The sequence below is a fragment of the Pseudomonas hygromyciniae genome (assembly GCF_016925675.1).
Taxonomy (GTDB): domain Bacteria; phylum Pseudomonadota; class Gammaproteobacteria; order Pseudomonadales; family Pseudomonadaceae; genus Aquipseudomonas; species Aquipseudomonas hygromyciniae.
The window spans coordinates 954,178-973,063 of record NZ_CP070506.1; the positions used below are offsets into that span (position 1 = coordinate 954,178).

Below are 18,886 nucleotides of genomic sequence, written 5' to 3' on the forward strand. Positions count from 1 at the left end.
TCATGGGGCATGAACCTCGAACAGCAGCAGGTCGAACCATTGCCCATCGAGCAGGAACGCCTTGCGTGAATGCCCATACTGGGTAAAGCCGCTGCGCTGCAACACCCGCAGCGAGCCCGGGTTCTGCGGGCGTACGGTGGCTTCGATGCGCTTGAGGGCATGCTCGCCAAAGGCTTTTTCCAGGCCCAGTGCCACGGCTTGTCGCGCCAGGCCGCGACCGGTGAACTGGGCCCCCATGCGGTAGCCCAGGGACGCCGAGTGATAATAGCGGCGGCGCACTTGGGTAAAGTTGATCCGCCCCACCAGCACGCCGTTTTCGCGGATCAAGTATTGATAGGCGCGGTCTTCGCTGGCCTCCAGCAGCGCGCGCTCGATGGCGCGCTGTACGCCTTCGACGCTGTAGTACGCCTCGGGCCGGGCATTGATCCAACTTTCGAAAAAGTCCCGATTGGCCAGCTCGAACGCCAATAACTCGTTCACGTCATCCCACTGTGGGGGCGTCAATGTCAGGTTCATCCCTGGAAAACCTCTTGGTGGTGGCCGCGCAGTCTTTCTTCTCACACTCGGGGCGCTGGATTCAAGCGCTGCCTACCAGTGCGCCTGTGCCAATGCCTCGGCAAAGGCGATCAGCTTCGGCGAGTACTGGCGCGAGGGTGGATACACCAGGGAAATTGCGCGGCTGCGCCCGGCGAAGTCTTCCAGGATCGGCACCAAGCGCCCGGCGGCGAGGTCGTCGCGCACGGCAAAGTCCATCACTTGGGCAATCCCGAATCCGCCCACCGCGCCGTCCACCAGGGCATCGCCAATGTCGAAGATCAGCCGCCCCTCGACGCTGACATCGCGCACCTTGCCGTCGAGCATGAACTGCCAGTCCACCATCCGCCCGCTGCGCAGGTTGCGCACGGTCAGGCAACTGTGGTCGTGCAGTTCTTCGACGGTTTGCGGGGTGCCTAAGCGCGCCAGGTAGGCAGGGGAGGCGACGGTCACCCAGCGCAGGGGCGTCAAGGCCCGGGCGATCAGGCGCTGGTCGTGGATCTCGCCGGTACGCAGCAGGGCGTCGAAACCCTCATCGACGATATCCACCAGACGGTCGGTCATCACCGCTTCGATGCGCAGCTCGGGGTAGCGTAAGGTCAGCTCACCAATCACCGGCATCACCACTTTGCGCCCGAACAGCGACGGGGTGCTGATTTTCAGTAAACCCGAGGGCGTGCTGCGACGGTCGAGCAGCAGCTTTTCGGTTTCGGCCAGTTCGGCCAGCAACGGTGCGCTGCGTTCATACAGCATTTGCCCATCCGGGGTCAGGCTGACGCTACGGGTGTTGCGTTGCAGCAGGCGTACGCCCAGCTCGGCTTCCAGGCGCGAGATGGCGCGCGACAAACCTGATTGGGTGAGCCCAAGATCCCCGGCGGCACGGGTGAAACTGCGGGTTTCGGCGACGCGGACCAGCAGGCGAACGGCGTTCAGATCCATGATTAAAGTCATAACTGAAAGAGTGATATGGCTATTTATCATCTACTGGGCATGAAAGACACTGGCCGCACTCTTTTTTGGACAGGATGTTGTGATGCCCGCCATTCCCTCAAGTCGTCCCTCGGGCTGGATGTTGATGTTGCTGGCCACTGCCCAACTGATCATCGCCCTGGACGCGACCATTGTGTTTGTTGCCTTGCCGCAGATCGGCAGCCACCTGGGCTTTTCTGCCCAACAGTTACAGTGGGTGGTCAGCGCGTATACCGTGGCGTTTGGCGGTTTTCTATTGCTCGGTGGCCGGGCCACGGACCTGCTGGGCAAACGCCGTTTGTACCGGGTGGGCCAGTCGTTGTACGCGCTGTCGTCGTTGGCGGCGGTACTGGGCGGCAGCGCGTTGTTGCTGGTGCTGGCGCGCGCGGTACAAGGGGTGGGCGGTGCGCTGCTGTTTCCGGCGACCTTGGCGTTGATCAACACGCACTATGCGCAAGGGCCGCAGCGCAACCGGGCCTTTGCGGTGTGGAGCGCAGCGTCGGCCGCCGGGTTGGCGTTGGGTGCGTTGTTGGGCGGCGTGCTGACCCAATGGTGGGGCTGGGAGGCGGTGTTTCTGGTCAACGTGCCCTTGGCGGGCGGCTGTGCCCTGGCGGCGCGCTACTGGATCCCCGCCGACGGCGAGCGCAGCCGAGGTCGCAGTTTTGATGTGAGTGGTGCGTTGACCGTTACCGTCGGCGGCACGCTGCTGGTGTTCGCCCTGGTGCAGGGGCCGGAATGGGGTTGGACGGCGCCCGCGACCCTGGGCTGCATGCTGTTGGCGCTGGCCTTGCTCGGGCTGTTTGCCTGGATCGAACACCGTGGCCGCGATCCGTTGATGCCACTGCGCCTGCTGGGTTACCGCGAGTTACGCATGGCCATGGTGCTGACCGCTGTCTTTATGAGCAGCTTCGGCGTGCAGTACTACTTCCTCGCCCTGTACTACCAGCAAGTCTACGGCTACAGCGTGCTGCAGGCCGGGCTGGCGTTCTTGCCGGCGACATTGGTGTGTACCCTGGGCATCTGGTTGGCCGAGCGCGCGCTGGTCAAAATCGGCTTGCGCAACACCCTGGTCAGCGGCCAGTTGGCCGGGGCGCTGGGGATTGCCCTGGTGTGCCTGGCGTTGCCCACAGGGGTGGGGTTCTGGTCGTTGTTGCCGGGGATCTTTATCTTGAGCCTTGGCCAAGGCATGACCTGGACGGCGATGTGGGTGGCCGCAGGCCTTGGCGTCAAGCCGGGAGAGCAGGGCGTGGCGGCGGGCATGGCCTCGACCACGCAACAGATCGGCGGCGCGCTGGGGTTGGCGGTGCTGGTGTCGCTGGCCAACGCCGGTGGCGCGACGGGCGCGGGTCAAGCTCAGGGGATCGAGTTGGCGTTGTGGTGGAGCGCGGGCATTGCGTTGGTGGGAGCGATGGTGGCATTGCGACTGAGGTCATCGCGGCCCGGACCGGTTCTGGAGGCGGCTTAGGGTTTGTGTAGGAGCGAGCTTGCTCGCGAAGAGCTTAACTGTACTGCGTTTATCCTGGATAAACGTGGCGTTCTCAGGTTTTTCGCGAGCAAGCTCGCTCCTACAGGTTAGCGGCCGAGCATCTTCACCCAGCGCGACGGCGGTATGCCGAAGGTGCTGCGAAACTGCCGGGTCATGTGGCTCTGGTCGGTGAAGCCGGCGATCAGCGCCGCATCCACCAATGACTGACCCTGGCCCAGCAGGTTGCGCACCAGATCCAGGCGGCGCATGGTCAGGTAGCGGTAGGGGCTGGTGCCGAACAACAGGCGAAAATCCCGCGACAAGGCCCAGCGATCCCGCCCGCAATGCGCGGCCATTTCATCCAGGGTGATGCTGCGCCCCAAGGCGCTGTGGATAAATTCCCGGGCCCGTTCGGCGGCCTGGTAATCAAAGGTCTTGCGGTTGGCGCTGATACCCGATGCGTTGTTCAGGGCGTGGGCCAGGTCAAACAGCGCGTCTTGCTCTTGCATCGGGTCCAGCGGGCAATCGAGTTGCTGCACAAAGGCCTGGCAGGCCCGGTGCAGCCATGGGTCGTTGGACAGCCCGTTGTGGATAAAGGGCAACGGCTTGCCGCCGAGAATCTGCTGGATCAGCGCCGGCTCTACATAAATCATCCGGTACTTGAAGCCTTCGTCGCTGCCAGCCCAGCCATCGTGGACCTCATCAGGATGGATCACCATGGTCGTGCCTGGCAGGCTGTGGGTCTGGCTGCCGCGATAATGAAAACTCTGTACGCCGAACAAGGTGTGGCCAATGGCGTAGGTGTCGTGGCGATGAGGGTCGAAGCCAAACCCGGAAAAATACGCTTCGATCCGCTCCAGGCCACTGCCATGGGGCGCACGGTGCAGCCAGTCGATATTCGCGGTGAGTTTGCCCATGGGATGTTTTTCGAAAGATGTCGGATGGAGTGACGTTAACTGAGTCTGAGGTGGCTGTCTGCCGGGGTCTTGTACGATTGTGCGCGGTCGCAACGGTGGCGAAGCGCTGACGGCCCGTGGTAATAAGCCTTACTTTCTACAGTGAGGCCGGGTCATGAGTCAGTTGCGGGTAGGGATTATTTTTGGTGGCCGTTCGGCTGAGCACGAAGTGTCGTTGCAGTCGGCACGCAACATCGTCGACGCCCTCGACCGCACGCGTTTCGAACCGGTGCTGATTGGCATCGACAAGGCTGGCCACTGGCACCTCAATGACACCTCGAACTTCCTGCTCAACCAGGAAAACCCTGCGCTGATCGCCCTCAACCAGTCCAACCGCGAGCTGGCAGTAGTGCCGGGCAAGGCCAGCCAACAACTGGTGGAAACCTCGGGCCAGGGCTTGCTGGAACATGTCGATGTGATCTTCCCGATTGTCCACGGCACCCTCGGCGAAGACGGTTGCCTGCAAGGATTGCTGCGCATGGCGGACCTGCCGTTCGTGGGTTCCGATGTACTGGGTTCGGCGGTGTGCATGGACAAGGACATCAGCAAACGCCTGCTGCGCGATGCCGGTATCGCCGTGGCGCCCTTTATCACCCTCAACCGTGGCAACGCGGCGCGCACAACCTTCGACCAGGCCCGGCAAAAGCTCGGTTTGCCGCTGTTCGTCAAACCGGCCAACCAAGGCTCCTCCGTGGGCGTGAGCAAGGTGGCTGACGAAGCTGGGTACTTGGCCGCTGTTGAGCTGGCGTTGGGCTTCGATGAAAAAGTGTTGGTGGAATCCGCTGTCAAAGGCCGGGAGATCGAATGCGCGGTACTGGGCAACGAGCGTCCCATCGCCAGCGGTTGTGGCGAGATCGTGGTGCGTGACGGCTTCTATTCTTACGACAGCAAATACATCGACGACCAGGCCGCACAAGTGCTGGTGCCGGCCGACATCAGTGTTGAGGCCAGCGAGCGCATCCGTGCCCTGGCCGTCGAGGCGTTTGAAGTGCTGGGCTGCGCCGGGCTGGCGCGGGTTGATGTGTTTCTGTGTGAAGACGGTGAAGTCTTGATCAACGAGGTCAACTCATTGCCCGGTTTCACCCGCATCAGCATGTACCCCAAGTTGTGGCAGGCGGCGGGGATGAGTTACAGCGAACTGGTCAGCCGCTTGATCGAGCTGGCGCTGGAACGGCACACGGCACGCAGGGGGTTGAAGATCAGCCGCTAAGGGACAGACCAAGGACTGTGGCGAGGGGGCTCATCCCCCGCTGGGCTGCGCAGCAGCCCCAAAACCAGCCACCTCGGTGTGCCTGACACTACTCGGTGGGCCTTATTGGGACTGCTGCGCAGCCCAGCGGGACGAGCCCCCTCGCCACCAGGGTTGGTTCTCAATCCCCCAGCGCTTCCCCCTCACGCCGTGGATCTGCGCCGCCACTCCAGGTCGCCTTGCCCTGGGCATCGCGCACTCGCACGATGGCCTGGGTACCGCTGGTCATATCGATCTCGCTCAAGGCGTGCCCACGGTCCTTGAGGGCCGCTTTCAATTGCGCGCTGAACAGCCCTTGCTCCAGCTCGGTCGCGCCGTTGCGGCTGCCGAAGTTGGGCAGGCTGATGGCGGCTTGTGGGTCGAGGTTCCAGTCGAGCATGCCCACCAGGGATTTGCTCACGTATTCGATGATCTGCGATCCGCCGGGAGAGCCGACCGTGGCCAGCAGCTCGCCGCTTTGGCGGTCGAAGACCAGGGTCGGCGCCATGGACGAACGCGGGCGTTTGCCCGGCTCGATACGGTTGGCCACTGGTTGGCCGTTTTCTTCGGGGATAAAGGAAAAGTCCGTCATCTGATTATTCAGCAGGAAGCCCTGGACCATCACGTGGGAGCCGAACGCGGCTTCGATGGTGGTGGTCATCGACACCGCGCCGCCCTGGTCATCTACAGCGACCACTTGCGAGGTGGAAATACGCAGTGGCGAGCGATCCGGCGCGTAAGCCACCTCAACCCCCGCCGGTTGGCCGGGCTTGGCTACGCCCATGCTGCGCTCGCCAATCAATGCCGCGCGGCTGGCCAGATAGCCGGGGGCGAGCAGGCCCGCGACCGGCACGGCGACGAAGTCTTGATCGGCTACATATTGTGCGCGGTCGGCGTAGGCCAGGCGATCGGCCTCGGCAATCAGGTGCACGGCGGTGGGCACAGGTTCCAGGCCAGCGGCAGTCGTTGTCTTCACAGGTTTGAGCGGCGCCAGGGCCCAGCGCGGGTCGCGGGCTTCGAGGGCCTGCAAGGTGCCGAGGATCTGCGCAATGGCCACCCCGCCCGAAGACGGCGGCGGCATGCCGCACACCTGCCAGCGCTTGTAGTCGGTACACAGCGGCGTGCGCTCCTTGGCGCGGTAGGCCTGCAGATCGTTCAACGCGAGGCGGCCAGTGTGGTGATGGCCCTGGACCTTGCGTGCAATCTCCTCGGCGATCGGGCCGTGGTAAAGCGCGTCGGGCCCTTCCTTGGCGATACGTTTGAATACATTGGCCAGCGCCGGGTTTTTCAACAGGGTGCCCGTGGCTTTCGGGCTGCCGTCGGCATTGAGAAAATACGCCGCCATGTCTGGTGACTGGCTGATGTAGCGGTCGGCGGCGATCAGGCTGTGCAGGCGCGCAGAAATCGCAAAGCCCTGCTCGGAGAGCTGGATTGCCGGCGCAAACAATTGCGCCCAGGGCAGGCGGCCGCTTTGTTCGTGGGCCATCTTCAGCGCGCGCAGGACACCGGGGGTGGCGACCGACCGACCACCGATCTGCGCCTGGGCAAACGCCATCGGCGTGCCGTCGGCATTGAGCAGCATATCGGGCGTGGCGCCGGCCGGTGCGGTTTCACGGCCGTCATAGGCCCTAACCTGCTTGCCATCCCACAGCATGATAAAGGCGCCACCGCCGATCCCCGAGGACTGCGGCTCCACCAGTGTCAGCACCGCCTGCATGGCGATGGCCGCATCGATGGCCGAGCCACCCTGGCGCAAAATCGTGCGCCCGGCTTCGGCTGCCAGCGGGTTGGCTGCCGCCGCCATATGGCGCTCGGCGTGGCGAACTGTCATATCGGTGCGATAGCCCGAACCCAGCTCCGGGGCGGGCGGCAAGTCGGGGCTGCTGGTGCTGTGGCAGGCGCTGAGGCTGAGGGCGGCGACGATCACCGAAAGGCTGGTAAGGCGCTGCAAGCGTAGGTTGAAAAGCACGCGCTGAACTCCGTTCATTTTGAGAATGATCTGTTGTCCCTGGGGGTGATGCTTTGCGGGTAAGTCGCACCTGGCAGATATCTGCGGGGAAGGAGGGCGGACACTAACAGCGGGGATGCAGGAGCGTCAAAAACCGATGGGTAACAGAATCGATATTGCGCAAGTCCCATGGGGGCAAGACGCGTTCATTACCGATTGGGCCTTAACGCCCATGTGCGCCCCCCATCATGCTGCACTGCACAGCGAGCATGATGGTGGGCTGAAGGATTAGCGCGGGTGACGCCGTGGCAACATGCGTGTCAGGGTGTTATCCCGCAGCCAGTAGTGATGGAGCAATCCGGCGCCAGCGTGCAGGCCGATCAGCCAGTAGCCGGCGCTGCCGAGCAGCTCGTGCCAGTACTTGAACTGCTTGGCCAGGTCGGGATTGACTGCCAGTAGTGTCGGCATCTGGAACCCCCAATACGGGAACGGTTTACCGCCAGCGGTGAGCATCAGCCAAGCCAGTAATGGCGTGATGATCATTAAGCCATAGAGGGCCAGGTGCATCAGGTGTGACAAGCCAGATTGCCAGGTCGGTGGCTGGGGGGTGATAGGGGGGCGCGGCGTCAGGCGGCCTAACAGGCGCACCCAGACCAACGCAAAAATGCTCAGGCCGAACACCCCGTGCAAGCCCAGCAGCAGGCTTCGTGCGTCGCTTCCTCGGGGCATAAAACCCTTGAGTTCGATGCATGCGTACACGCAGACAAACAGCACCAGCATCAGCCAGTGCATGATGATCGACAGTCTTCCATAACGTGTGACGACCTTCTTGGTGGTCATAAAGGGCCTCCTGACTCAGCGTAAGTGGCGGCCAATGGGTTTGGCGGCCTTGATCCGGTTGCGTCGAACCGATGGGCACTTTGCAACACCCGCCTTAAGACATTCTGAAGGCAGCCTTCTCACCTTCAGACTTCGTTAAGAAATGGCTTGGATACTCCTCCCACACCTATTAAGGGAGGCGTCTTGCCCATGACCCTTGTTGACTGGAATATCCGCCTGCCCCTGCACTTTGGTCAGGCCCACGTGCCGCAAATGACACTCTCAAGTGCGTTGCCGGATGACCCTCAGCGCCCGTTATTCGAATCGTTTATCCAACAGCGTTTTCAAAAAGCCCACGGTGCTGACATTCGCCACTTCATGCCTGAGCTGTTTGGGATGCACAACGGCGATGGCGAGCTGTGCGCAGTGGCGGGGGTACGCCGCGCGCAAGTGGAGCCGCTGTTTCTCGAGCGCTACCTGGATCAACCCATTGAACCGCTGATCAGTGCGGCGGCGGGTCGTGATGTGGAGCGCGCCGGGATTGTCGAGGTTGGCAACCTTGCCGCCAGCGACACCGGCAGTGCACGGCTGAGCATCGTGGCCATCACCTATTTGCTGGCCATGGGGGGCCTGGAATGGGTGACCTTTACCGGCAGTATCGGCCTGGTCAACAGCTTCCACCGCCTGGGTTTGAAACCGGTGACCCTGTGCGCTGCCGATCCGGAGCGCCTGGGGGACGACCGTCACAGTTGGGGCAGTTACTACGAGAGTAAGCCTTGGGTACATGTGGGCAATATCCGCAGCGGCTTTGTCCATCTGCGCAACATGGGGCTGTTCAACCGCTTAGGGCTGTCGACCTCGATGGAAGGAGCTTTTCATGTCGCTTGAATTGCAACGATTTAAACAAACCTTGCTCCAGCATGCCGAGCGCGAACCCAGCGGCGTCGCGCTGTGGGGCGATACCCTCAAGCTTGATTACGCCACCCTCTATGCAGAGGTGCTGTATCGCCAGGAGCGCTTGCGCGATGAGCATGTGGAGGTGATTGCGCTGGCCCAGGACAACGGCGTCGAAGCCATGCTCTGGGACTTGGCCATTTTGTTCGAGGGCCTGACCTGCGTGACGCTGCCACCGTTTTTCAGCCCGGCGCAGCGTGCCCATTGCCTTGAGCAAAGTCAGGCCGAACGTGTGATCGCAGGGCCGGAGCTTGCGCACGAGTTAACTGCCGGCGGTTATCAACAGCAGGGCGAGTTCTGGTGCCGCACGTTTAGTGGCCCCAACCAGATGCCTGCCGGTACCGCCAAGCTGACCTTCACCTCCGGCACCACCGGTACGCCCAAAGGCGTGTGTCTGAGTGCGCAAAGCCTGCTGCGGGTTGCACGGGAGTTGGACCAGGCGAGTAAATCCAGCGATTCGCGGCATCACCTGTCGCTGCTGCCGCTGGCGATCCTGCTAGAGAATCTCGGTTGCTACGCCGCGCTCTACGCGGGGGCGACGCTGAGCTTGCCGAGTCAGGAAGTCCTGGGCATTCAAGGCGCCAGCAGTGTCGATGTCCCGCGGCTGCTGGGTTGCCTGGCCGCTCGCCAGCCGCAGAGCCTGATTTTGGTGCCGCAACTGCTGCAACTATTGGTCGGTGCTGCCGAACAGAAGGGTTTCAATCCGCAGAACCTGCGCTTTGTAGCGGTGGGTGGGGCGCGGGTGTGCGAGGACTTACTGCAGCGTGCGCAGCGCGTGGGGGTGCCCGTCTATGAAGGGTACGGATTATCGGAGTGCGCCTCGGTGGTCTGCCTGAACCGTCCCGGTCTGTGCCGCCCGGGCAGCGTCGGCCAACCCTTGCCCCATGCGCAAGTGAAACTGGCCGAGGACGGAGAAGTGTTGATCAAGGGCACGAACTTGCTCGGCTATCTCGGTGAGCCCGCCTACAGCGAAGAGTGGTGGCCGAGCGGGGATATCGGCGAGTTCGATTCCCAGGGCTTTCTCTACCTCAAGGGGCGCAAGAAACATCAGTTCGTCACCAGTTTCGGGCGCAACGTCAACCCAGAATGGGTTGAGTCCGAACTGACCCAGCGCAATCACATCGCCCAAGCCTTTGTGTACGGCGAGGCGCTGGCGCGCAACCACGCCTTGCTCTGGCCTCATCGACCCGATTGCAGCGATGCGCAGTTGGACTTCGCGGTCGCCCAGGCCAACGAGACCTTACCCGATTACGCCCGGGTGCATAGCTGGACGCGCCTGGCCCAACCATTCACGGCTGCCAATGGCCTGCTCACCGCCAACGGCCGTCCGCGCCGCGATGCCATTGTGGCGCAGTACCGCACACAACTCACTCAAGCCGTTCTTTCCCAGGAATCGATGTCATGAATTTTTTCGACGAGCTGCAAGACGCCACGCAACAGGAACGTCACGAACTGTTCAACCTGCCCATCATTGTCAGTGCGCTACGAGGCGATGTGAGCCTTGAGAGCTATCGGGCGTTTCTGGTCCAGGCTTATTACCACGTGCGCCATACGGTGCCGCTGATGATGGCATGCGGTGCGCGTCTGCCCGCCCGTCTGGAGTGGCTGCGCAAAGCCGTGTGTGAGTACATCGAAGAGGAGTACGGCCATGAACAGTGGGTGCTCGACGACATTGTCGCCTGTGGTGGCGACCGCATTGCCGTACGCGATGGCCAGCCGTCGCTGTCGATTGAGTTAATGGTCAGTTATCTCTATGACCTGATCGCCCGTGGCAACCCGGTCGGCCTGTTTGGCATGGTCAATGTACTCGAAGGCACCAGCATTGCACTGGCAACCCACGCAGCGGGCAGCATTCGCACGCGCCTGGGGTTGCCGGAAACGGCCTTCAGTTATCTGAGCTCCCATGGCTCGCTCGATATTGAGCACATGCAGACCTATCGTCGCCTGATGAACCAGCTGGAAGATCGGGACGATCAAGAGGCGGTGATTCACGCCTCGAAAGTCGTGTATCGCTTGTACACCGATATGTTCCGCGGCCTGTCCCGCGATGTGGAGGGGCAACATGCAGCTGCATGACGCGCGGGTGGTCGTGGCCGGTGCCAGTGGTGGCATTGGCCTGGCCATCGTCGGCGCCTTGTGCGCGGCCGGCGCTCGGGTCTTGGCCGTGGCCAGGCATTCGGAAGCATTGGCGCCCCTTTTGGAGCGCTATCCGCAGCAGATTGCATGGGTATCCGCCGACCTGACCGTCTTGAGCGAGCGGCGTAAGGTGTTTTCGATGGCACAGACCATGGGCGATATCAACTTGCTGATCAACGCCGCCGGGGTCAATCACTTCGGCATGATCGAACAGCTCGATGACAGCGAGATCAACGCGATGCTGGCGGTGAATATCAGCGCGCCGATCTGCCTGACCAAACTGTTGTTGCCGCTGCTCAAACAGGCGGACAGCGCCATGGTGGTCAACGTGGGCTCCACTTACGGTTCGATCGGTTATCCAGGTTATGCGAGTTACTGCGCGACCAAGTTTGCCTTGCGTGGTTTTTCCGAAGCGTTGCGTCGGGAACTGGCAGACACCCGGGTCAGTGTCCTGTATGTGGCACCCCGCGCCACGCGCACGTCGATGAACAGCGAGTCGGCACAAGCCCTCAATGATGCACTCAAAGCCAGTGTGGACGATCCGCAGGCCGTGGCTGCGGCGGTCATCCACGCGATTGCCGGCGACCGTCGTGATCTCTACCTGGGGTGGCCGGAGCGGTTTTTCGTGCGCCTCAACAGTCTGCTACCGCATTTGGTGGATCGAGGCTTGCGCAAGCAATTGCCGCTGATCCGACACCTGAGCAAAAAAACTGACAGCGAGCCGCCAAAATCATGAAAAAAATCTATGCCTGCCTACTCCTGGGCGTATTGAGTCAGAGCGTGTGGGCGCTGGACGCCGCCGATCAGCAGCGCCTGAGCGATATTCAGCAGCGTTGGGCACACATCCAGTATGAAATACCGCAGGACCAGCGCGCCGATGCATTCGAGCAACTGTCCTCGCAAGCCAGCACATTCACCCGCGAACGTCCGGCCGTCGCCGAAGCCTGGATCTGGAAAGGTATTGTCACCAGCAGTTGGGCCGGTGCGCAGGGTGGGCTCGGCGCGCTGGGCAAGGCCAAGGACGCCAAGGCCGATCTGGAAAAGTCCTTGAGCCTTGACCCTCAAGCCCTTCAAGGCTCGGCCTATACCAGCTTGGCGGCGCTGTATGATCGTGTTCCGGGTTGGCCAATCGGCTTCGGCGATAGTGAACAGGCAGAACAGTTGCTCAAACAGGCGCTGCAGCTTAATCCTGAAGGCATCGACAGCCTGTACTTCTGGGGCGATCACCTCTACCGTCAGAAACGCTACGCTCAAGCCCGGGACGCGCTGCAAAAAGCCCTGCAAGCACGCCCTCGGCCAGGCCGTGAAAGCGCCGATGCCGGCCGTCGCGCGGAAATCGCCGCGTTACTGGTGGATGTGAACAAGAAACTCAAATGACAGGAGTCCATGTGCGGCTATTACTGATTGAGGATGACGAGGCGCTCGGTGAAGGCATTCATCAAGCGCTGGGGCGTGAAGGCTATACCGTCGACTGGCTCAAGGACGGCGGCAGCGCCTTGCATGCCTTGCTCAGTGAAACCTTCGATCTGGCGGTGCTTGATCTGGGGCTGCCGCGCATGGATGGGCTTGAAGTGTTACGTCGTCTGCGCGACAGCGGTTCGATCCTGCCCGTGCTGATCCTCACCGCCCGGGATGCCACAGAGGACCGCATCGCCGGGCTTGATGCCGGTGCCGATGATTACCTGATCAAACCGTTCGACCTGGCAGAACTCAAGGCACGCCTGCGCGCCTTGTTGCGGCGCAGTGCCGGGCGCGCCCAAGCGCTGATCGAGCACGCCGGTATCAGCCTCAACCCCAGTACTCAGCAAGTCAGCTATCAAGGCATGCCGGTCGCGCTGACGCCCAAGGAATACCAACTGCTCCACGAACTGCTCTCGCCACCGGGCCGGGTCATGACGCGCGACCAGTTGATGCAACTGCTCTACGGTTGGAACGAGGAAGCGGAAAGCAACACGTTGGAAGTGCATATCCACCATTTGCGCAAAAAGTTCTCTACCGACTTGATCCGCACGATTCGCGGGGTGGGTTACCTGGTGGAGGAGAGCCTATGAGCTCAATCCGCCGCCGCACGCTGACACTGATCATCGGTTTGATGCTGGCCGGGTTGGCGGTGTTGAGTGTGTTCAACTTACACGACAGTAACCATGAAATTGCTGAAGTCTATGATGCGCAGCTGGCGCAAAATGCTCGCCTGCTGCAGGGCGTGATGCGGATGCCGATGACGGGGCAAGCCCACCGCGATCTGTACCAGCAGTTCAACGAGGCGCTGGCTGAGGCCGTGCCGCGAGTCGATGGCCATCCTTACGAAAGCAAGATCGCCTTTCAGATCTGGAGCCCCGAGGGGGCAGTACTCGTTCACACCGCCAGCGCGCCCTCATTGAGCGCGCCGCCGACCCAGTCGGGCTTCAGCGACATCACCGACCTTAAAGGCCGGCAGTGGCGCGCGTTCATGCTTGAAGACAAACAGAGTGGCGTGCGTATCTGGGTTGGCGAGCGTAACGACGTACGCGCTGACCTGGTGGGGCGTATTGTCCGTCACACCCTTTGGCCGAACGTATTGGGCAGCCTGATCCTGGCCGCAATGGTCTGGGTCGCCATCGGTTGGGGGCTCAAGCCCCTGGCGAACATGGCGGCGACTCTGCGCTCGCGCCACAGTGGCTCACTGGAGCCGCTGCAACTGACTCCTCTGCCCAGTGAGCTTGAGCCCATGCAGGCGGCGCTTAACCGTATGCTGGGGCAGATTCAGGAAGCGCTCGGCCGCGAACGCCGATTTATTGCCGACGCCGCCCACGAAATGCGCACCCCGCTGGCGGTGTTGCGGGTGCATGCGCAAAACCTGCAGGAAGCCGGTACCGAGCAGCAGCGCCGCGAGTCACTGGCGTTCCTGATCGCGGGTGTCGACCGGACCAGTCGCCTGGTCAACCAACTGCTGACGATGGCGCGCCTTGAACCCAAAGCCATGGCGCCGGTATCGCAACATATTGATTTGGGTAAGACCGTGCGCAACAGCCTGGTAACACTCACGCCATGGTTGCTGAGCAAGCGGCTGGAGTTGGATTTCGACGACTCGCAGTCCCATTTTTCGGTAGTCGCAGATGCTGCCTCCATCGATATCGCCCTCAATAACCTCATCACCAATGCCGCTAACTTCTCGCCGGAACACGGGGTGATCAGCGTCAGGCTTAGCCAGTCCGAAGGTTTTTGTCATCTGATCGTCGAAGACCAGGGGCCGGGAATTGATGAGGAGCATCGCGCACGCTTGTTTGAACGCTTTTATAGCGCTGGCAATCCCGAAGGGGCAGGGCTGGGGCTGAACATCGTGCATGCGATTTCGACGCGTTTGGGGGGGAAGGATCACCCTTGCCAATCGAGAGGAGGGTGGGCTGCGGGCTACTTTATCGATTCCGATGAAAGGCAGTGATCGGCACATTGATTCGAATTTATAGTGAATATTTAACGTTAGAAAATGTCGACGTATTGACTCTTTTGCGCGCTATTCGATGGATTTATAAGAAATTAGACCCTTTTTAAATATGTGGGGTTAGGCTTGAGTTGTCACAAGGGTCTTTCTAAATGATAAGGATTTGCATTACGCTCCGCGACCTTTAGTGCTCCGTCTTGGTGCATATCGGCTCAACAAGGACTGTTTGCAATGAAAAATCCCCCCTACCTTTTCAGCTCTCTTTTCCTGTCCGTCGGCATGTTGATCGCCGCCCCGGCGTTGCAAGCAGAAGAGATTGGCGAGGTCGATAAACACGCCGTCACAGAACTCGACACCTCGTTCGTCACCGCCACCGGCGGCGCCACGGACCTGCGCGATGCGCCGGCCAGCGTCAGCGTCATTACCCGCGAAGAAATCGAGCGCCAGCCGGTATATGACCTCAATACCCTGCTGCGGCGTGTTCCGGGTGTCACCGGTGGTTTCGGTCCGGTGGGCGAGCAATCGAAAATCAAACTGCGTGGCTTGGACGACAAGTACACCTTGATCCTGGTGGATGGCAAACGCCTCGGCGGCTCGGGGGATTTGAGCTATCGCCGCGACCTGGCGCGCCAGGACCTGAACTGGATTACCCCGAACATGATCGAGCGCATCGAGATCGTGCGCGGGCCCATGTCTTCGCTGTACGGCTCGGATGCCATGGGCGGGGTGATCAACATCATCACCCGCAAGGTATCGAGCACCTGGAGCGGTTCGGCCAACGTCAACACCACGATTCCCGAAGATTCCGACCGCGGCCAGACCACCCAGACCAGCCTCAACCTGTCCGGGCCTTTGACCGAGTCCGTGGGCCTGCGCCTGGGCGCCAACCTGACCCGGCGTGCCGCCGATGAGGTCACGGCGCGCCTGGATAAGGATGGCGAGTTCATGTACGGCGACGGCGCGGGCGGTGCCAAGGACCACAGCGTCAACGCCTTGCTCGACTGGAAAATCAATGATGAGCAAAGTCTGTCGTTCGAGGCCGTGCATGGCGTCGAGCGGTCCTGGTCGAGTAAAAAGACCTTCGGTGACTGGGGCGAAACCATCGGTGGCAGCTTCGGGCCCGGCCGTCTGATTCGCGACAGCTTCTCCGTATCCCACAACGGGGACTGGAGCTTCGGTACCTCGAAAGTGGACCTGTACCTGAACAAGTTCAAGAACGATATCGACTGGGGCAAGTCCAGCGCCGAAGAAAAAATCGCCGAAGGCAGCCTGAACATTCCGTTTGAATTCCTGCTCAGCCAGCGCATGACCGTGGGCGGGCAGTGGAAGCGTGAAGAACTGACCAATAGCGATACCCTGGGCACGGTGCCCGTGGACTATCAAGGCGTTGCAGTCTCCGGTTCTTCGCTCAAGGGCGACTATTCGGCCGCGTTTATCGAAGATGAGTTGTACCTGCTCGACAACCTGGCGCTGACCCTGGGCAACCGTTTCGACCACAGTCAAGACTACGGCAACCACAACAGCCCGCGTGCGTACCTGGTCTACCATCCGCATCCGGACTGGACCGTACGCGGTGGTGTGTCCAAGGGCTTTCGTGCGCCAAGCCTGAAAGAGGGGAGCGCCGGTGCCGCCACCGAGTCCGGTGGTCGCGGTTGCGGTTCGTTGAAACCCTTGGGTTATGTGAACGGCAGTTGCTGGATGGCCGGTAACCCGAACCTGTCGCCAGAAACCAGCGTCAACAAGGAGATTGGCGTGTCGTTCGATCGTGACGGTTGGGAGGCCAGCCTCACCTACTTCCACACCGATTTCGAAGACAAGATCGAGTACGCACCACTGGGCCAGTTCCAGGGGCGCTGGTGGACCATGCTGGAAAACGTCGAAGAAGCCCGGACCCGAGGCTGGGAAGGCTCGGTTCGCGTCCCGCTGACCGACTCCCTGGATTGGCGCACCAACGCCACCTACATGCTGGAGAGCAAAAACCTGTCCACCGGCGAAGACCTGATCAGCGCGCCCAAGTTGTCTGCCTTCAGTGCGCTCAACTGGCAAGTCACCGACAAGCTCAACACCGAACTTTCGGCGCAGCATGTCGGCAAACAGCGGGGTATTGGCAATGACTTCGTCAAGTCGTACACCACCTACGACCTGACGGCGAACCTGGCCGTGACCAAGTGGTTGACGTTGAATGGCGGCGTGCAGAACTTGCTGGATGAAGATGCGCGTGATGGTTCGACGACGTTCTATGTGCCGGGCCGTGCGTTCTTTGCCGGGGCGACCACTTATTTTTGAGGGGGAGCTAAGTCATGGCTCGCGAGCGTGAGTAGCTCGTGGGCTTGCTCTCGAAGATTTCTGCGGGCATAAAAAAACGGCCTACCTTTCGGTAAGCCGTTTTTAGTACTTGGTGGTACACAGTCATTTGAACTCGTCGCTATAAGCCCTGTATTTATTGAGCTTTTAGTCGTGTTGTTTTCGCGGGCATACACGCAGGCATACACGGAGCACCCTGCTGCCTTGGATGTTGTAAGGCATTGATCATCAGATATTTGCGTCTAAGGCATTGTTGAGAGCTAATCCAACGCTTACGACAATCTCAGCTTGGCGCTTGTATTCTGACTCAAGTGTGGGTCCAACCCATCGCTCCGGATAGGTTTTCCCCTCGTACTCAAAACGCGAAAATTTGAGCCCGTGCGGCGTGGGACTGTCACCGGTAAGGTCGAGCGAATAGTTGGCTTTTACGATGCTGCGATGCTTTGAATGGTTTGTGATTGCTGATAAGTAAACGAAGTCATCATGTTCGACCAGTGTTTTCAAATGTCGCTTCAGAGCTCCCTCAGGGAGGTGGCGAGACACTGAGTGTATTCCTACCCTGCGCGGCTCTATCGTTTTGGCGGGGTCTAGGTTCATGCCAAAGGCGTAGTAGAGCGTGTGACCTAGCAGATCTGCGACGGTGTGCATGCTCTGTAGGCATGCTGTGATGTGGGCAGCGGCTTGAAAGCCCGCCCTCTGGAATACAGCGCTAGCTTCCTCATCCACACCCATTATGAGTTGCATGATCTGCATCTCACTGTCTTCTGAAGTTGCTACGTCTCTAATGAGGCGTTGGGCTTCGTGGTAGTGGTATCTGGCAAACTCTCGGCGTTGATGGATTGAGTCTAGCGAGGGGGTAATTGCTGACCTCTGGTCTCGTCCGTGAAGCCGTTCAACGGATGATCTAAGTTCTTTCAGGTCCCATATCGGCATATCTGTTGCTCCTTGCGAGGTGAAGATGATGGCAATTTATTCTATTGACGCTAGCTACGACAGATAACTGCCGGGGACCCTGGAGCATTTTCTATCGCACGGGGCATGAAACCCGCGGGATCGAGTTAGTGGGAGGTGCCGGAAGTTACTGAAATTTCAATCGTTGAAATTGAAAGGATCTTGAAGAAAAAGGGCCATCGTTACAGCTTCGGTAAAGGTGGCTGTATCTGTTGCTGATAGTGAACACCTGCATGGCGTCAACCATGGTGATGGGTGTCAACCACGTCAACCTGTCAACCAACTTAAAAAATCCATCCGCTAGCACGAACGCGCGGGTTCTATGCCCCGTACCTAGAAGAATTATCGAGGGTCCCCACCATCGAACCCAAGCCAAGAGCATGAGCCACCTCGCTTCGCTGAAGGAGCAATGCCACAGGGGCTAGGGGGCTACCCTAATAAAACCGTGTTACCGGTGTTACGCGTGTTACAAAAGTATATAACTATATGATTTTAATAGATTTATAGTGCGTTACACAGCTGGGTCTGGTTTGCCGATATGCGTGTTACATGGCGAAGAGGTGTTACATCAATTAATGCCTTGGCAGGAGCTGACTGTGATGATTGCGGCGGGTGCCATCGACCTAGGGGCTGCGTTTAGAAGGGCCGCTACCGGCCGATTCTGTTGAAAAAGTCGGCCATGGTTGCCACGGCAGAAAAGTACGCGCCTGAGATTGAAATTTTTACTTTGGGCAGAGGCTTCCAGGCTCAGATTTCACGTAGCAGCGTGTAAAAAAGGCGTTTTCACCGGCCAATATTCAGGCTATTTGGGCGAACCGACTTTTTCAACAGAATCGGCCAGAAGCAGACGCCACTCAATTCAGCGCGCTGATTGTGATTGCTCTCGAAATCAGGGAACGAGCGACGAGTCCTCCTTTCAAAAGCGTAACGAATCCTTCGATACCGCTTTCCAGACACTTCAGCTTTTCCATCGGCTATTCCTTATTTGATTCGCATCAGTTCATAGAACACCCGCGATCCGCTCGGATGCCATCAAACGAGATGAAAACAACACAGCCGAACCACCAGGTGCGGCATACCGCACATGGTGATTACGGCCTCCCTGGGTGTTCATGGCAATGAGGAGACTGTCCATTAGTGGTTCTGCGCAACGTCGCGGCGCTGTAGCGCTTGCTGTGATCTTTCGGGCGGCAGGTAGCCG

The 18,886-nt window shown here is 60.2% G+C and carries 15 protein-coding genes and 1 pseudogene; 10 read left to right on the forward strand and 6 right to left on the reverse strand.

What is annotated here, in order from left to right; all coding sequences use genetic code 11:
• Together JTY93_RS04025 and JTY93_RS04030 are read right to left on the reverse strand one after the other, a co-directional pair.
• Positions 1-516, reverse strand: a complete 516-nt coding sequence (locus JTY93_RS04025) for a GNAT family N-acetyltransferase (RefSeq protein ID WP_205477973.1) — start codon at positions 514-516, stop codon at positions 1-3.
• Positions 517-588: 72 nt separating this feature from the next.
• Positions 589-1,473 (reverse strand): LysR family transcriptional regulator, encoded by an 885-nt coding sequence (locus tag JTY93_RS04030; RefSeq protein ID WP_205477974.1) that lies wholly within the window; start codon positions 1,471-1,473, stop codon positions 589-591.
• Positions 1,474-1,603: 130 nt separating this feature from the next.
• Here JTY93_RS04030 and JTY93_RS04035 point away from each other — a divergent pair, with 130 nt between their 5' ends.
• Entirely contained in the window at positions 1,604-2,968 is a 1,365-nt protein-coding gene (locus JTY93_RS04035; protein WP_375373158.1) for an MFS transporter, read from the forward strand.
• A gap of 107 nt (positions 2,969-3,075) precedes the next feature.
• Here the strand turns inward: JTY93_RS04035 and JTY93_RS04040 are convergent, their stop codons facing one another.
• On the reverse strand, positions 3,076-3,885 hold the full coding sequence (locus JTY93_RS04040) for an AraC family transcriptional regulator (protein ID WP_205477976.1): 810 nt from the start codon (positions 3,883-3,885) through the stop codon (positions 3,076-3,078).
• Between the two features lie 154 nt (positions 3,886-4,039).
• Between JTY93_RS04040 and ddlA the strand changes: the two genes are divergently transcribed.
• The gene (gene ddlA, locus JTY93_RS04045) at positions 4,040-5,134 is read left to right on the forward strand and encodes a D-alanine--D-alanine ligase (RefSeq protein ID WP_205477977.1); all 1,095 of its coding nucleotides are present in this window, start codon (positions 4,040-4,042) and stop codon (positions 5,132-5,134) included.
• A 160-nt stretch (positions 5,135-5,294) separates the two neighbouring features.
• Here ddlA and ggt read toward each other — a convergent pair whose 3' ends face one another.
• A complete protein-coding gene (gene ggt / locus JTY93_RS04050; RefSeq protein ID WP_205477978.1) occupies positions 5,295-7,139 on the reverse strand; it encodes a gamma-glutamyltransferase in 1,845 nt (614 codons plus the stop codon).
• A 249-nt stretch (positions 7,140-7,388) separates the two neighbouring features.
• Entirely contained in the window at positions 7,389-7,940 is a 552-nt protein-coding gene (locus tag JTY93_RS04055; RefSeq protein ID WP_205477979.1) for a cytochrome b, read from the reverse strand.
• A gap of 189 nt (positions 7,941-8,129) precedes the next feature.
• On the opposite strand from JTY93_RS04055, the gene JTY93_RS04060 reads away from it, so the two are divergent.
• The 8 genes and pseudogenes from JTY93_RS04060 (at position 8,130) to JTY93_RS04095 (ending at position 16,716) form a co-directional block, all read left to right on the forward strand.
• Positions 8,130-8,807 carry a thermostable hemolysin gene (locus JTY93_RS04060; RefSeq protein ID WP_205477980.1) on the forward strand — a complete coding sequence of 226 codons (678 nt, stop codon included), beginning with the start codon at positions 8,130-8,132 and terminating at the stop codon, positions 8,805-8,807.
• On the forward strand, positions 8,797-10,278 hold the full coding sequence (locus tag JTY93_RS04065; RefSeq protein ID WP_205477981.1) for an AMP-binding protein: 1,482 nt from the start codon (positions 8,797-8,799) through the stop codon (positions 10,276-10,278). Before JTY93_RS04060 ends, JTY93_RS04065 begins: the two co-directional genes overlap by 11 nt.
• Positions 10,275-10,949, forward strand: coding sequence for an iron-containing redox enzyme family protein (locus JTY93_RS04070; RefSeq protein WP_169996088.1), 675 nt, complete (start codon positions 10,275-10,277; stop codon positions 10,947-10,949). The genes JTY93_RS04065 and JTY93_RS04070 overlap by 4 nt, the downstream gene beginning before the upstream one ends.
• A complete protein-coding gene (locus JTY93_RS04075) occupies positions 10,936-11,745 on the forward strand; it encodes an SDR family oxidoreductase (protein WP_205477982.1) in 810 nt (269 codons plus the stop codon). Before JTY93_RS04070 ends, JTY93_RS04075 begins: the two co-directional genes overlap by 14 nt.
• Positions 11,742-12,386 carry a tetratricopeptide repeat protein gene (locus JTY93_RS04080; RefSeq protein WP_205477983.1) on the forward strand — a complete coding sequence of 215 codons (645 nt, stop codon included), beginning with the start codon at positions 11,742-11,744 and terminating at the stop codon, positions 12,384-12,386. Before JTY93_RS04075 ends, JTY93_RS04080 begins: the two co-directional genes overlap by 4 nt.
• A gap of 11 nt (positions 12,387-12,397) precedes the next feature.
• Positions 12,398-13,060, forward strand: coding sequence for a response regulator (locus JTY93_RS04085; protein ID WP_205477997.1), 663 nt, complete (start codon positions 12,398-12,400; stop codon positions 13,058-13,060).
• Positions 13,057-14,455 (forward strand): annotated as a pseudogene (locus JTY93_RS04090) (ATP-binding protein). The gene JTY93_RS04085 and the pseudogene JTY93_RS04090 overlap by 4 nt, the downstream one beginning before the upstream one ends.
• A gap of 206 nt (positions 14,456-14,661) precedes the next feature.
• Entirely contained in the window at positions 14,662-16,716 is a 2,055-nt protein-coding gene (locus JTY93_RS04095) for a TonB-dependent receptor domain-containing protein (RefSeq protein ID WP_205477985.1), read from the forward strand.
• 246 nt (positions 16,717-16,962) lie between these two features.
• On the opposite strand, the gene JTY93_RS04100 is transcribed toward JTY93_RS04095, so the two are convergent.
• On the reverse strand, positions 16,963-17,667 hold the full coding sequence (locus JTY93_RS04100; protein ID WP_205477986.1) for a hypothetical protein: 705 nt from the start codon (positions 17,665-17,667) through the stop codon (positions 16,963-16,965).
• Positions 17,668-18,886: the final 1,219 nt, after the last annotated feature.

What these genes read in the sequence shown, in the direction of transcription:
- JTY93_RS04025 (WP_205477973.1), bottom strand. Translation starts at nt 516, where the DNA reads ATGAACCTGACATTGACGCCCCCACAGTGGGATGACGTGAACGAGTTA.
- JTY93_RS04030 (WP_205477974.1), bottom strand. Translation starts at nt 1,473, where the DNA reads ATGGATCTGAACGCCGTTCGCCTGCTGGTCCGCGTCGCCGAAACCCGC.
- JTY93_RS04035 (WP_375373158.1), top strand. Translation starts at nt 1,604, where the DNA reads ATGTTGATGTTGCTGGCCACTGCCCAACTGATCATCGCCCTGGACGCG.
- JTY93_RS04040 (WP_205477976.1), bottom strand. Translation starts at nt 3,885, where the DNA reads ATGGGCAAACTCACCGCGAATATCGACTGGCTGCACCGTGCGCCCCAT.
- ddlA (WP_205477977.1), top strand. Translation starts at nt 4,040, where the DNA reads ATGAGTCAGTTGCGGGTAGGGATTATTTTTGGTGGCCGTTCGGCTGAG.
- ggt (WP_205477978.1), bottom strand. Translation starts at nt 7,139, where the DNA reads ATGAACGGAGTTCAGCGCGTGCTTTTCAACCTACGCTTGCAGCGCCTT.
- JTY93_RS04055 (WP_205477979.1), bottom strand. Translation starts at nt 7,940, where the DNA reads ATGACCACCAAGAAGGTCGTCACACGTTATGGAAGACTGTCGATCATC.
- JTY93_RS04060 (WP_205477980.1), top strand. Translation starts at nt 8,130, where the DNA reads ATGACCCTTGTTGACTGGAATATCCGCCTGCCCCTGCACTTTGGTCAG.
- JTY93_RS04065 (WP_205477981.1), top strand. Translation starts at nt 8,797, where the DNA reads ATGTCGCTTGAATTGCAACGATTTAAACAAACCTTGCTCCAGCATGCC.
- JTY93_RS04070 (WP_169996088.1), top strand. Translation starts at nt 10,275, where the DNA reads ATGAATTTTTTCGACGAGCTGCAAGACGCCACGCAACAGGAACGTCAC.
- JTY93_RS04075 (WP_205477982.1), top strand. Translation starts at nt 10,936, where the DNA reads ATGCAGCTGCATGACGCGCGGGTGGTCGTGGCCGGTGCCAGTGGTGGC.
- JTY93_RS04080 (WP_205477983.1), top strand. Translation starts at nt 11,742, where the DNA reads ATGAAAAAAATCTATGCCTGCCTACTCCTGGGCGTATTGAGTCAGAGC.
- JTY93_RS04095 (WP_205477985.1), top strand. Translation starts at nt 14,662, where the DNA reads ATGAAAAATCCCCCCTACCTTTTCAGCTCTCTTTTCCTGTCCGTCGGC.
- JTY93_RS04100 (WP_205477986.1), bottom strand. Translation starts at nt 17,667, where the DNA reads ATGCCGATATGGGACCTGAAAGAACTTAGATCATCCGTTGAACGGCTT.